Origin of the sequence: Saccharopolyspora sp. NPDC050389 (assembly GCF_040655595.1) — a bacterium.
Lineage (GTDB): Bacteria > Actinomycetota > Actinomycetes > Mycobacteriales > Pseudonocardiaceae > Saccharopolyspora.
Window position 1 is genome coordinate 23,524 of record NZ_JBFAKG010000033.1, and the last position, 14,515, is coordinate 38,038.

Genomic DNA, 14,515 nt, shown 5'->3' on the forward strand with positions numbered 1-14,515 from the left:
TTGCGAAGACCAGATCCGATGCCCGGCGGCCCAGTGCCGCCATGAAATCCGGAACATCCTGATCCGGCTCCGCAAGGAGCAGCCTGCGCACCTGCTCCCGGTCGGCGTCGGTGAGCAACTTCTCGTAGACGGACACGAAGTCGCTTCGGCTGTTCAATCGGAATCTGAATTTTACATCGCCGCTACCGAACGTTTCCGCTCCGGCACGTTCGAGATACATGGCAAGCAGCTCCACGAAACCACGGGAATCCTCCGACAGTGAGTCAGGGGATTTCTGCTCGTAGAACCGCCGGATCCGGCCCGCGGACTGATGAATCGTCGTCGCTTGTCTGGCCGTCAAGAGTTCGTCGATGACCTCGTGGAGGTCTTTCAGACCGATGCCGTAGGTCGCCTGCATACGGGCTTGGAACCGGATGTCCTCGACGATGACGGGTGTGTCCCTGCGGAGATGCGCCTCTCGCGCAGATCCACTCGCCACCTGCGATAGTGAGAACGGCTGGCCGGCCAACGCGAGTCCTCGCATCGCGCCGATCACGCCAACGATATCCCGGATCGCATCCTCGATCTCGCGCATGCTTGACATGGGGGACAACACGAACTCGAGATCGGAACGATCGGAACCCGCGACATCGTCGGTTTCCAGCCGCCACCCGACGCCCTCGATCAGAACCTCACCCCGGGAAGAGAACGGGACCCTTACACCCGGCAGCTCCAGTTCGAACCCCACCTCGGCGATTACCGACGGCGAGAGTGGGGGCTCGGAGGAGGCGAGCGCCGAAGCGTCCTGCGGTGCATCGGCCCGCTCTTCGGACTGATTCGGCTCGGAATCGGTCTCCGCCAACTGGTCGGACGCGGGCACGTCCACCCGCTCGGACGGGCGCGAGTCCGCCTGCGCGACTTCGCGGTGGTTCCCGGTGTCCGAGTCGGCAGCCGAGTTGTCTCGCGGCTCCAGCTGCTGCACAGCCTCCTGATAACCGTCCTCGCCGAGCACCATGCGCAGGACTGTCTCCAGCGTGTCCCCGGCGTTCGCCAGGAACGCCGCCCGCACCTCTTGGACCGCCGCAGGGTCCCCGCGCAGTGCCGCCAGCTCGTTCAGCACCGCGTCCTTGTTGACCGATTCTCGCGACAACAAGTGATCCAGCGTCCGCGCCCGGCGTTCCGGGCCCGGCACCGCCACGTCCGGGCGCAGCCCCTGCGAGATCGCAAACTCCTCGATCCGCCACAGGTGGCGTGGCAGGAACGTCCGCTGGTGGGTGCCCATCAGCCCGTCATCGTCGATGTAGGAGTTCTGCGGGCGATGCGGCCGGCCTGTCGTGGTGTCGGTGGGCATCGGCGGGTCGGCCCGGTTGAACACCAGCCGGTCGTCGGCCTTCGGGCGCGCCTGGATGTTGCGGGCCTGGTGTTGGCGCAGCGCCTGGAGGAAGTCGGGTTCCAACCCGAGGTGGCGACCAACCGCGTCGGCGAGGTTGAACGCGCCGATCCGGGTATCCCAGGCCCTCGGCCCGCCGGGCGCCTTCTCCATGAGATCGACGCGGAAATGCGAGTCCGACGAGATGTCGGTGAATTGCAGGTTGACGAAGAACCCCGAACTCGGGTGCATCCGCTCGGGATCGAACAACTCCGAGGCCGCGCTGGTCGCGCGTTCCTTCAGCTCATCAATCTCCCGCTCGGCTTCCGCGAGCCGCTGTTGCGACTCGACCGCCTTCGTCCGCAACGCCTGCGCCTCCTCCTGCAGCCTCGCATCATGCGGTTCGCGCCCAGCTTCCGCCTCCGCTTCGACGGCCCACCGCTCGTGGGTGCGCGCTTCTTCTCGCAGTGGGGCCAGGCGCGAATCGGTGTTCAGGTGCATCCTGACCGTGTACTCCGGCAGCCACACACCGTCCGCGGCCTGCCGCCGGCCCAGCTGGTAGGCCCCCAACTGGCGGTACTCATCGGGAAGGCCGAGCCAGTGTCCGGGCTCGTGAACAAACACAGAGTCGTCGGCGGTGTACGGGTTCCAGTTGAGCTGGTCTGAACGCGCACCGGGATCGGTGTGGAGACGGATGGATCGGTGGGCCTGCGCCGGGTCATCGACGAACTCGAGCCGGAAGTGGAACTGGTCGCCGGAACGCGGCATCCGGTAGCCCTGGTTGAACACCTCGTCCACCGCACCGGCGGCACGCCGCTTGACATCGTCGACCAGCTGCCGCCGCTGATCCAGCTCCACGCTAGCCGCATTGGCCTTCTCCCGCTGCTCATCGGCCCGGCGCCGAGCAGCATCGACGTCGGCATGTGCGCGGGCCAGCGCGTCGGCGTTATCAGGCGACGAATCCAGTTGCAGTTGGAGACGCCGGACCGCGACGGTGGCATCGGCGACGGCGGCATCGGCGTCGGCCTCCTCGGCGAGCCGCAGCTCACGCTCCGCGCTCTCCCGCCACGGCGCCAGGAATTCATCTTTCTTCAGGTGCGCCTTGAACGTGAACTCCTGAACCCCGCGCCCGTTGACCTCGAAACGACGCCAGTCGTAGTTGCCCAAGACGGCGCGGTCCACGACATTCCTGGGGCGGCTGGACATCTTGGCACCGCTGATCTCGAAGTCCGCCGAGCCATCCGGGAGCGCGTTCCGCAGGTGCTCCCAGTCGGTGGGCTTCAGCGGGTTCGGCAGCGGGGTGAACCACGACGCCTCCCGTACCGGGGTACGCCGCCAGGCGAGATTCTCAGGACGCGGCGGCCGCAGTCCCATCTTGCGCAGACCGGCCTCGTCGGTGTGCACGAAGACCTTGTCCCTGACGTGTAGCGGTTTGTTCCAGCCCGCAGGCGCCCCCTCCCGGTGGCGGGGCTCGATCGTCCAGTTCGCCATGGCGCTCACCAGGTAGGTCTCGCCGCTGGACTTCTGCTCCGGTTTGGCGTCCTTGAACTTTTGCTTCGCGGCCGAAGTCTGCTGCCAGGAGTATTCCGGTGCGCCGATAGTGGCCTGCGGGACCTGGCGGAAGCGGGCGCTGGGTTTGAAGACCGGCCCGTCCTTGTGCTCCTCCTTGATGCTGGATGTCGTGGACCCCTTGGTCGTCAGACCTGCCGAGTCCGCGGTCGATGTGACGTGCGCATCGTCCAGGTAGGCATGAAAGACCAGGGACTCCAACGGGTTCCGCGTGACGTCGGCGGCGTGGCTGTCGTGGTCGAGGCCGTCGAGGGGGTACCCGCCTTCACTCATAGCCTCCTGCAGGTGCGCCGATAGCGCGCTCGTGGTGGTGCCGGTCATGATGGCGTGCCGGGTCCATGTCGCGCCCAGCGGCACCGGCGGCGCGGTGTCTGCGGTCTGCTCTGTCTGCTCGGCCGGGGGTGCAAGGAAATGCTGGAGGGCCTTCTGCACCTCGTCCGAGTTCGCCTCCGCGTGGCTCATCTCGGGCAGCGTGTCGATCCACTGCGGCTGGTACTCGGTGGGCGCGAGCTCGCCGATGGGTACGCGGGACCGCACCACGCCGGGCAACGACGGCAGCGGGAGCGTCCTGCTGGTGCTCGCCGGGGCCGCCAGGTCGGCGAAGCCCAGGGTCAGGGCCTGCGGCGCGCGGTTGGCGTGCGCGGTCTTGGCCACCGTAAGTACGAGGTCCAGGTCGTGCTCGAAAATCACGAAGTCGCTCTCGAACGAGTACGTCCGGGTGCTTTCCTCACTGGCGGTCTCGACGAGCTTGGCGGACGACTTCTGGGCGGCGGCCCCCTGCCCGATGAACGCCACCGGTTGCCGCGAACCATCCCCCGACTGCCGTGCGCCGAGCATCGACTGGATCCGGCGCTGTTGACCGCTCTTCGTGGTGACGGCGTCCTCGGAGATCGTCTTGATCTCGTGCTTCTCACTCCACCCGGATTCGACCCCGGCGAACCGGCCGGGGCCTTGCCGGCCCTTCAAGGTCAGCGTGACGTCGATCGTGCCGAGCGGCCCCAACATCGTGGTGGACCACCGCTTGCCTGGTCCGCGCAAGTCCTTCAACAGCGCCTGCAAGCCGCGCGGGGCGACGTCACGGACGCTCTGCCTCCACAGATCCCGGCTGGCGCGCAGCTCGGCCGTTCCGAGCGCGAACTTGGTCAGGTAGCCGGTGAACTGCTGGCCGGCGGTGCGCGGAACGACCTGCTGCGGGACGCCGCCAAGGAGCTTCTTGATGTCGCTGACCAGGTCCCCCGTGACTTCGGGCCGGACAGTCGCCGAGGCGTGCCCGTCGTCGACGAACGCGGTCGGCTCCCAGCCCGAACCGTCGCCCGTGGCCGGGGTGATCTTCGCGTCCGGTCCCAGCCCGAGCCGGCCGATCTCGCCAGCCGGCACCCAGAGCTGGACCGAGCCCTTCTTATGGGCTTCGAGGTGCCGCGTGTTCCCGGCGACGTCGCTCAACGGGTTCGCGCCGTGTTCGGCCTCGCTGCCGCTGTACAGCGTGCTGCTGTCGTAGGTGACCAGGTAGGCGAGGCCCTTGTAAGTCGTGGTCGTGGTGTGCTCGAACTCCTGGCTGAACGACCGCCCCTTCGATGCCGATGGCGTGGACGAGTGGCTGCCCATCAACATGCCCTTGGCGCCGTCGCCGTTGCTCTGTCCGCCCACCCGGACGCGCTGGGTCCAGCCGCCGCCGCTGAACTTGGTGGTGCCGTGTCCGGTGGCGCCGCTGACCGTGCTGATGAAGTTCAGCTCGACGTTCTGCGGTGGCCCGTTCAGGCGCGCGTTGCTCAGCACCGTGTGCTGCTTGATGTCGCCGAGCCGCTCCTCAACGGACAGGAACTTGCCCTTGGCGTAGCGGTGCACCACGCCCTCGTAGGTGCCGGTGGTGACGCTGTCGAAGTGGGTGGCGACCTCTTCCGGACCAGCGAAGGAATGCACCTGGTGCGCGGCGATGACGTTGTTGTCGCCGAAGTCACCGAGCAGCCGGCTGGTGAGCTCGCGGCCGCTGACGACGGGCAGGTCCAGGCCGTGCACCACGTAGTAGTCGGGCAGCGCGGCTGGCGTCCAGCCCTCCGGCCGACGCGGTGTGTCGTGCTCGACCTCGTGGAAGGCGGAAGCGTCGACCCCGCCGGCGGCGTTGGCACCCGCGCTGTTCGCGTCCGCGGGCCGGTCGCCGACGGGGAGTGCCCCACCGACGAAGGTGGTCGCCGGGCCGCCTCGGATGGTCCGCTGCCCGAGCACGCCATCGTTGTCCAGCACGGTGATCAGGTAGTCGACCTGCTTCAGGTGCACGCCGACGTCGGAGGACTTCCAGCCCTGGCCGCGCCCGACTCCACCGGAGAAGTCCAGTGTGGACTCCACGGTGTTGTACTTGTCCGCGCGTTGGACGTTGAGGTCCAACTGCCCCCATGCTTCGGCGCGCCCGCGCAGGCCGGCACCACCGCCGAGGGTCGTGCCAGTCTTGACCGAGCTGCTGTGCTCCACCTTCGTGCTGCCGGTCAGCGCGCCCTTCAGCCCGGCGCCAGGCACACGCCCGGCAGCAGCCTCGGCCACGGCCGTCCCGGAGTCGACGGTGCCGTACCCTCCGCGCGGTTGGGAGCCACGCGGAACGGCTTGGATGACCACGCCGACGAGCTCGTCTGGGCGGGACGTGTCGGCGTAGGTGGCCTTGGTGAACACCAGCGGCAGACCCGGCCCGTTGAGATCCGGGGAATGGCTGCTGAACCCCCGGTCCGACACGAAGTCGTTCAGCATCTCCTCGTTGTCCGCCATGTGCGATTCGGCAGTCGTACCCGCAGTCGGCAGCACCTCTTGGGGCAGCATCTGACGCAGTGCCGCGTTGACCGCGGCAACGTTGGGGAATCGGGTTTCGGCCGCGCCGAGGACCTTCTGCGCTGGGAACGGCTCCCCATCGAGCCGCGTCGGCGAGGTCGCGTCCGAGTCCGTGGGTTCCGGGGCGAGCGCGCGCCACTTGGTGACGCCGTCCGCCATGTCGTGCGAGGTGTCCCACACCCGGCCGTCGTCGAACTTTACCCGCAGGTCGTAGGTCAGGTCCGCGCTGACACCGCGCAATTCACCCTGGTGCTCCCACTCGAGTTCGGTGCGCAGGTCGTCGACGAGGGTCTCGCTGTGCTCTTCCTGCGAGGTCAGCTTGCCCTGCGCCGAGACACGCACGTCGAGGCTATTGGCGCCGTCGTCGTAGATGCTCTTGGCGAGACGCAACCGGCCGCCGAGACCAACCGGCTGTTCCACTGTGGCCTGCATCTCGCGGCCGTCCTTGCGGCCGAACTTGGTGCTGAACTTCGTGTCACCCGCCGGGACTTCCTCATCGGTGAGCAAGGCGTGCGACTGACCCTGGCGGACCTTGAGCTCGAAGGTCGCGGTGCGGGTCTTCCCGGTCGCGTCCCGGATCTCCAGCTTCTCGGTAATGGTGCCGCCGGACAGCAGTTCCGGCCCGCGTTGGCTGAGATTGGCGCTGCCGACCATTCCCCGCAGGGTGTTGCGCAGCGACGAACCGATCTCGTCGGCCTTGCCAGCCCAGTCATCGTGCCGGTGCACGAGAGACCTGGCGCTGTCGAACAGCGCCTGGCTGCCGCACAGGTAGACCGACTCGCCGGGCCGCGTGGATGCACGCTCGGAGTTCAGCCAGGCTTCAAACCCGGTGGCGGACTCGCTGCCGAGCTCCGCAGTGTCCACGCGCCGCAGGCCGTGCAGGACGTTCGGCGTGCTCACGGTCGCCGCACCGGCGCGTTGCCCGCTGAGTTGAACGGGTTCCTGGCTGTTGCGGCGCACGGTGACGGCGTGCGTCAGGTCGTGCGAACTCGTGGTGCGGGAGCCCAGCGGCTTGAACGACGAGCCGTGCCGGAGTTCCGAGCTGTCGGTGGCCTTCCAAGACGATTGCGGGGTGAGCCCCTTGAGGCTGGTCGCGATCTGCACAGAGACCCCGGGCACGGGGATGCTGGCGCGGTAGCCGTACCCGTCGTCCCAGCGGCCTGGGGAGGACACCTCGTGCTTGACCTCGCCGTAGCCGCCCGAAGCGTTCTCGATCTTGTTCTCTTTGGACTTCTTGCCGCCCTTCCCCGGCTTCCCAGGCTTGCCGGGCTTTTGAGCCGCCGTATCCGGAGCCCCTCCGGAAACCGTGTCGTCGGTGAGCCGCGCGTGCACAGAGATCTCCACTGCGTCCGCGCCGACGCCGACGCTCACGGTCAGCCCCTCGCCGTTGAGGACGGTGAAATTGTCCTTCAACGCGGCGTCGGACAGGCCGTGCAGCACCTGCTCGATCCGTTGCTCGGAGACCCCGGCCCGTTCCAGCGCCTCCTGCGCGGTCTGCCGAATCCCCTGGCCGTCGATGTTCTCCGCCCGGACGACGTTGTGTGGCAGCAACACCCGGACCTGGTGCGTCCGCTCGGTAATCGGTCCGGCGTCCGGCGCACCACCCATAACGGGCAGGTTCTGGCCGTCCCGCTGGAGGTCACTCGGCAAATCTCGCGGTGTCTGCGGCCCTTCCAGTGCTGGGTGCCACTGGGTGATGCGCTCCCGCACCTCCGCCGGCACCTGCGGCCGCGGCGTGGCCCTCTCCTGCCACCGCTCCCCCACGGATTCGGGGGCCTTTGGCAGGATCGCACCCTGCACGGCAGCCTGGGTGATCGGCCCCTCGCCCGCGTGGTCACCAGGCTCGCCGTAGATGGGCACGTCGCCGACGAACTGCTCCAGCACCCAGCCATAGCGGGCAAACGTCTGGATGTCGGCCATCTGACGCAGCTCGCCGTCCGGCCCCGTCTCCAGATGGCGTCCCATCACGGTGCCGCGGAGGTTCAGCTGACCGGGCACGTCGGAATACTCCTCGACGAGCCCGATCATGTGGCCGTACTCGTGCGCGGTCTGCACCGCGAACTGGCCTGGCCGCCAGTGGTTCTGATCGATCACCCGTGCCGGGTCGACATCAAGCTCCACGCTGTGGTGCAGCACCGTCTCCGGTGTCTTCGGCATGATCCGGAAGCGGAACAGGTCACCGTTGAACGCACGCAAGTTCGGCTTGTTGAAGAACTCGTCCACGGCCAGCTGCGCGTCCGTCATCATCCGCTGCCGGACCCCGTCACCGTGACGACGGCCGGGATCGAGATCGACGTACACCGTGATCTCGGTGATGGACTCAACGCCGTCCTCGGTGACCTCCTTGGCCCGGCGCACCTCGAACGCAGACCGCACGACCTCCGATCGGCCCGGTACCGCTCGGATGCGACCACGCTGGTGTGGCACGGCGTGCGCGAGATTTTCCCTCCGATAGCCGTGCGGCGCCGGGAAGACAGGCTCAGCGGACTCCGGCCCCGGCTTCGCGTCCACATCGAGTGGAGCGTCGTCCGACGTCAGGCCGGTATCGTCGGCGAACCCGTCGTTGTCGATATCGTTGGGCTGTTTGTTCGCGAAGGCGGAGTCCAGGCCTATGCCGAAGTTGCTCTTGATGTTGGCCTTGACTCGGGTGGCTTCCTGCCGGATCGTCGCGTCCGCATCGTCGGGAATCCGCAGATCCTCGTCGGGCAAGCCTGCGTGAGTCGTCGTCGGCACCCGGTTCTGCCGCGACGCAGTTCGAATGTCCGATGTGGACGGCTCCGAATGCCCACCGCTCGCCGTCGAACCGGTCTGTTCCGGCGACTGAGAGACAGGCGGTGTCACCGCTGGACCGAGCAGCGGCGAGTCGCGCTCCAGCAGCGGCGTGTCCGACCACGTCGGCGAGCCCGGCACAGGCGAATTCAGCGCCGTCGGCGGCAGCTCGGCGGACTCGACTGCCCGGTCGTCCTGCAGGCGCGAGGCCTGCGGCTGCCCGGCCGACGCCGGACCGGTCACGGACCGGTCGACCGAGGGGAAGGTGCGGACGAACTGGTCCGGGCCGGCGGCCTCAATCTCCCGATACAGGCTCGCACGGCCGGAATCGGAAGGCTCAGCATCCGCGTCCCAATTATTGAGGTCGCGGGAGATCTCCTTCCAGTCGATGTCCGTCGCAGGTTCTGTCGGGGCGTAGTCCTCGTCGGGATCGACGGGGGGCGCCTCGTTGACCGCTTCCCAGATGTCGGCGCTGCGACCGGGAAGCAGTTCCGCCAGTAGCTTCGCGGCGGATGGGTTGCGCTCGAGCACGCCTCGCGCACCGAGTGGCTCGCGCTTCACGATGTCGGCAAGCGACGCGAGCACGGCGTCGGCGTCGACCCCGCCATTGAGCCTCGCGTGCGCGACGACATCCGCCAGCGCCCGGTCCGCCCGCCGGTCGGCGACGATCAACGTCTGCTCTTCGAACTTGTCGATGTACCGGCGCGATCGCGTGTCCGTGCGTGCGAACGTTCCCGAATAGCCGGAGACGAGGTCAAGGTAGCCGTAGACCCAGGGCTCGGTGATCGCCACCACCGCGTAGTGCGACGGGAAGTCGTCTCTCCACGCGTCCGGCTCCTCAGTCCGCAATTCCGTGAGCATCCGGCTGATGTACGAGGCCGTGCCCTCGAAGTTACGCGTGGTGGACAGGTCGAGGTTGATGCGTGAGAGCCAGTCATCGACACTCATGATGCTGTCAGGCGACAGCGACGGGTCGAACACCGCCCACCACGGCCCATCCCCGCCCTCGACCCGGATGGCCGGCGCAACGTGGAACTGCCAACGGACGACCACCGGGCTGTCGGCGGTGGCACCGTGCGCGGTCTCGGAGACAATCTCGAGCAGAGGGTCTCGCCGGGCCACGAAGATCTTGTGCGGCTGCGCCCCGAGCCGCTGCAACGCGACCGCCATCAGATGCGCCCGCATGTAACAACCATCCTCAGGATGATCGAACGGCACCCGCAACCGCCCCGCCTCAGGATGGTCGAAGGTCAGCTCCGTCATCCGCAGGTACCACTCACGCGCCTGGTCCGACGACACCGGCCGCGCGATCGAGTAGCTCAACAGATAGTCGACATAAGGCGACTCGTCCGCCCGCATCGCCCGCAGATCAGCCGCGAGCTCCCCACCGAACATCTCCTGGTACGCCGTCGACGTCGCCCACACCACCTGCGGCTCGCGGTTCATCCCCCCGACCAGCGTCATCGCCCCGTCGAAGTCACCACCGCGAACCCGGTCCCCGATCGCCTGCGCCAGCTGCCGCACCGACGGCAGGTCCGCGGGCCGGACCGGCGGCCGCACCGCCGTCGAGCCCACGGTGACCTCCGCGGACGGGTCAGCCATGAACGTGGACATCCGCCCCGTGATCTGCAGCGCATGCTCAAAGTCAGCCTGCCGCAGCCGCCCCTCCTCCAACGCCGCAACCAACGGGGCAGCGATCTCCGTCGCCAACCGGTCCGCACCAGCCACACCCATCGCCCGGTGCAACTGCCCAAACAAGACCTCCGCATCCACCACGGACTGCGCCAACACATCTTTAATGAAGTCGACAGCCCGGCCCGACCCAGGACCACCGAACGTCCAGGACACATCGACCCGCGGTGTGGCAACTTCAGTTGCGTCAACCTTGTTGTCCGCAAGTTCGTCCATATCGGACTGACCGTCTGGGTTCAGAATGAAGAGGAGGTCACCGGGGCGAATTGCCCCCTTCGAAGACGAGCCCGCCTGAGTGCCTCGCTGCTGGTTCGTCGCCGGAACCTGCCGCTGCGCGGCGCCAGTCTCCGATGCGGACTGTTGAGCCGTGCCTCCCGCTGGACCGATCTGCGCTGGAGGCTGCGCATCAATCGACGGCAACGCGGGCGCCGAGTCATACCCGGCGTCCCAGCCCACAACACCATGAGAGGCCGCAACCGGGGGCGGAGCCTTCGGCACGGACGAACCGTCGCGCAACGGCGGGGTGACCGCGGTGTCCGCAGGCGTCCGCCCGTCTGGGCCGGGCCTCGCGGTACCGGGCACCGACGTCCCCACACCCGAACCAGGCGTCGCAGTACCCGGCACGGGCTTCCCTGCTGCGGCCAGCCCAGGTGCCGCAGTACCGGGAGCAGGCTCACCCACGTCCGAACCGGGCACAACCGCACCGAGAACCGACTTCCCCAAGTCCGATCCAGGCGCCCCCGTAATCGGCACCGACGCCCCAACGCTCGAACTGGGCGTCCCGGTACCCGCCACCGGCGCCCCCAAATCCGAACGCACCGCGGTCCCCGGCGCGGGGGTGTTCACAGCGGGGTCCTGCACGCCGGCGGTTGGCACGGAAGGATTCGCGGTCGGCGTGGGCGTTTCCTCGACGAGCGCTCGTCCCTCGGCCGGAGCCGGAGCATCCGCGGCAGGCAGCCCGTCGACCGCGGGAGGCACGCCGACACCAGGCGACCACGCGCCAGGCGCAGGAGCCCCGGCGACCGGATTGGCGGCACCTGCCGCAGGAACACCCGAACCCCGATTCGGCACATCCGACACGGGAGCACCGGTGGCTGGATCCATCGCACCCGGTGTGGGCAGATGCGTTCCCGGCGACGGGATGTCCGCTGCCGTACCAGGAGTGGTGCTCGGCCCACCACCCTGACCGGGCACGCCACCAACCCCCACACCCGCGGCCGCGGGTGTGGTGGTCAACGGGCCGATTCTGGTGGGGCCGTGGGCGGAAACGCCGCTGCCGGCAGGCCCGGAGTCGGTGTCGCTGCCATAACCCGCGTCTGCATCACCGGATTCGCTTCTGGTGTCACCGGATTCGGTGCTGGCGTCACCGGATTCTCTGCCGTAGCCGGAATCCGCGTCGTTGAACCCGCTCCCGGTGGTGAGACTGTGCCCGGGCTCGACTCCCGTCTGCACAACCGGAACACCGACAGCATCCGGCATGTCGATCGTGGGGATGCCCGGACCATCCACAATGCCCACACCATTGACCAGCTCACCGATCTTCTCACCGGCATCAGCAGCACCCTTATCAACCATGCCGGTGAACGCGCCACCCACCGCACCGGTCCACAGATCATCCATACTGCCGCCCAGGATCCCCGCCGCACCCGCTCCGACCACCGTCTCCGCCGCCGCCTCGGTGAACCCATGGAACAACATCGAGCCCGCAACCTGCGGCCCCAACTTCTTCATGCCCATGAACATGGCACCCATCAGGCCGCCCGCCGCGGCACCCGCGGTGAACTCGATCAGCGAATTCTGCCCGTCCCACCCGTGACGGTTTCCCTCAACGAACTGGATGATCTGAGCCAACGCGCCCTGCGCGACTTCCTCGACACCCTCCTGGAGGGCTTCCACCAGCAGCCGCACCACCCAATGCAGCTTCTCCAGGATGCGAGTGACAGCGATGCGGGCAGCGGTAAAAAACGCGGGAACCAACGGCGCCGTGAACGGGCTGACCAACGCCCAGACGATCGACGCCGCGAAAAACGCGATCTCGATCATCATCGAATAAACGCCCAACTCCACGTTCAACGCAAGATCAAGCAAACCCGCCGACTGCTGCCTCGCCAGACCCACCAGCTGCGGCACCGCAGCGACCAACTCATCAACACGATTACGGAACGCACGACCGGCACCACCACCGATACTCCGCTCCGCCACCACCGCCAACGACCCCAGAGACCGCCCCAACTCCTCCAGCGTCACACCACTATCACGCCAGCTCTCCGCCAACGCACGCGCCGCCGCCACATCAACCCGCGGAGCCTTCTGCCCCGCCACCAAAACCCACAACCAGTCAAACGCCGGATCAAACTCGATATCCACCACTCAACCCCCATCCCACACTCGACCCGCCCGCAACCACACGCCGGCGCGATCACAGACACAGACGCAGGACACAGACCGAGAACATTCCAGTGGCACACACCGACCAAAACCCCGACCCTACGGCCTTTTACCCGGGACGTGGCGCCCGGACGGACCCGGCGGCAACTCCTCACCCGTGACACTACGCATAGGTGTCAGCGGCTGATAACCCTCGCGTGTGGGACCGGGAACGCCGGCCGGGTCCGGTGATTCGTTCAGGCCCAACGCGTTCTTACCGAGATACTCGGCATTGTCCTCAGTCGCGACACAAAAAGCCGCGAACTGACGAAGACTCTCACACATCTGCTGCACAGCCCCCGCCAGACCAGACACACCATCCACGAAAACCTGAGTGGCCTCGGTGTAGGACGGCGAGAACTGGTCCCAACTGTCGTCCGACTCACCATTGACCAGCGGCCGGTAGCTGATCAACCGCTGCTGGTTTCCGGCGAAGACGCGGAAGTTGTCACCAGCACCGCGGAATTGCCCGGCACTGCGCAACATGCTGTCTGTGTCCACGCTGATGTGCCGGGAGCCCGGCTCGAAGTTCTCCGGGCGGTGGCTCCTGGGCGGAGAGCTGTCGTCACCGCTGCCGTAGCCGCTGTCGCGGTCGCTGTCGTCACCGGGCTCAGGCTTCGTGGTCATCTGCATCAGTCCCTGATGTTCATCACGTCACGGGTTACCTCGTGCAACTCCGGCTCCGGCTTCAGCAACGACTGGATATCAACGTCACCGGAGAACAGTTTCAGAGCGTCCACCCCAGGCGGCAACGACGGCGCCATCACCTCAGCCGCTTCGCCCCTAGCCTGCTGCTGGGCATCAGCGATAGCCTTCAGCACCACGCCTGCCAGATCGGCAGGCGCCATACGCTTATAAGCACCGGTCGGGAACTCGACGTTCTTCACCACACCGCCATGCCCCACCGTCACCGCCACAGTCCGCCTCGGCGCCGTCACCGTGCAAGAAATCTCCCGCAAACGCCGCTGAGTTTCCTTCACCTCGGCGAATTGCCTACGATACTGCGCCAACAACTGCTCAAGCTCCTCAGCATGCGAACCCGACACCCCGCACCCTTCCTCACCGAGTGAAATTCGGCCGACAGCTCCCGGCCGGACACATCGACAGCAGTAAAACCAGGTGCGGTTGCGTCGCTCAACACGATCGGCCCAATACAGTCCCCACGTACAACCAAAACTGCCCGGCCACACCCAAGGTTTGCACGCGACCCACTGAGACGCCTATGACGTCGAGGTCTACCGACCACCAAGACGCCACCACCACCTTGCACCGACCTGGACACGCGCGGCGGGATCACCGCTGGCGCGATCCGACACGAATGAGCAGACGACGCAGACGAAGCTCGACCCTGCCGCGAAATTACGCGGCGTCATCGAAATCACCGTGACGCCGCGCGCGACCTAGCCTGCCCGGGTCCCCGGCTGCTGATGCACTCCGAGACCGGGCCGCCCGTGGAACTCGCCGCCACCTACGACAACAGCCGCCAAGTCGCCCTCAAGACGATCGCCGACATCAACGAGGCAAGCGTGTGCGCCGGCCAAATCCGGACGGTCGACTCGCGCGGCGACGCGCTGGAAGTGCTCGGCATGTGCAATGGGGCGCCTGGTGGCTCCACCCCCGGCGCCACGACAACATCGAACCGCCATCGAGCAACTCTCCGACATGGCTCTCAGCGCGTCTATTCTGGGCGCTTGCCAGTCCGCTCACGGCGGCGAGGGACGCATCCTCGCCGCCCGATCACCGAGTAGGAAGTCCTTGGAAGAGTTCGATTTCGGCAACGCTCCCTGAGACGAGACACGTATCCTGGAACACTGGATTTCGTCGCAGCCAAGGAAGATGCGGTCCTCCTCGGCCCTCCGGTGCCGGCGAGACCGACCTGTCCATCGGACTGGGCAT

At 67.2% G+C, this 14,515-nt stretch carries 3 protein-coding genes (1 of these 3 cut by a window edge); all 3 read right to left on the bottom strand.

Features of this window, described 5'->3' with window-relative positions; all coding sequences use genetic code 11:
• Window positions 1-10,234 carry the 5' end (the start) of a protein-glutamine glutaminase family protein gene (locus tag AB0I53_RS22235; RefSeq protein WP_358605977.1) on the bottom strand. 20,699 nt of this gene lie to the left of the window's left edge, so the window shows 10,234 of its 30,933 coding nt (coding positions 1-10,234); the start codon lies at window positions 10,232-10,234; its stop codon lies beyond the left edge, outside the window.
• 2,445 nt (window positions 10,235-12,679) lie between these two features.
• Window positions 12,680-13,246, bottom strand: coding sequence for a hypothetical protein (locus AB0I53_RS22240; RefSeq protein WP_358605980.1), 567 nt, complete (start codon window positions 13,244-13,246; stop codon window positions 12,680-12,682).
• 5 nt (window positions 13,247-13,251) lie between these two features.
• A complete protein-coding gene (locus tag AB0I53_RS22245) occupies window positions 13,252-13,665 on the bottom strand; it encodes a YbaB/EbfC family nucleoid-associated protein (RefSeq protein ID WP_358605983.1) in 414 nt (137 codons plus the stop codon).
• Window positions 13,666-14,515 lie beyond the last annotated feature (850 nt).

Bases quoted from the DNA above. Each gene is read 5' to 3' on its own strand.
- AB0I53_RS22240 (WP_358605980.1), bottom strand. From the start codon at position 13,246: ATGACCACGAAGCCTGAGCCCGGTGACGACAGCGACCGCGACAGCGGC.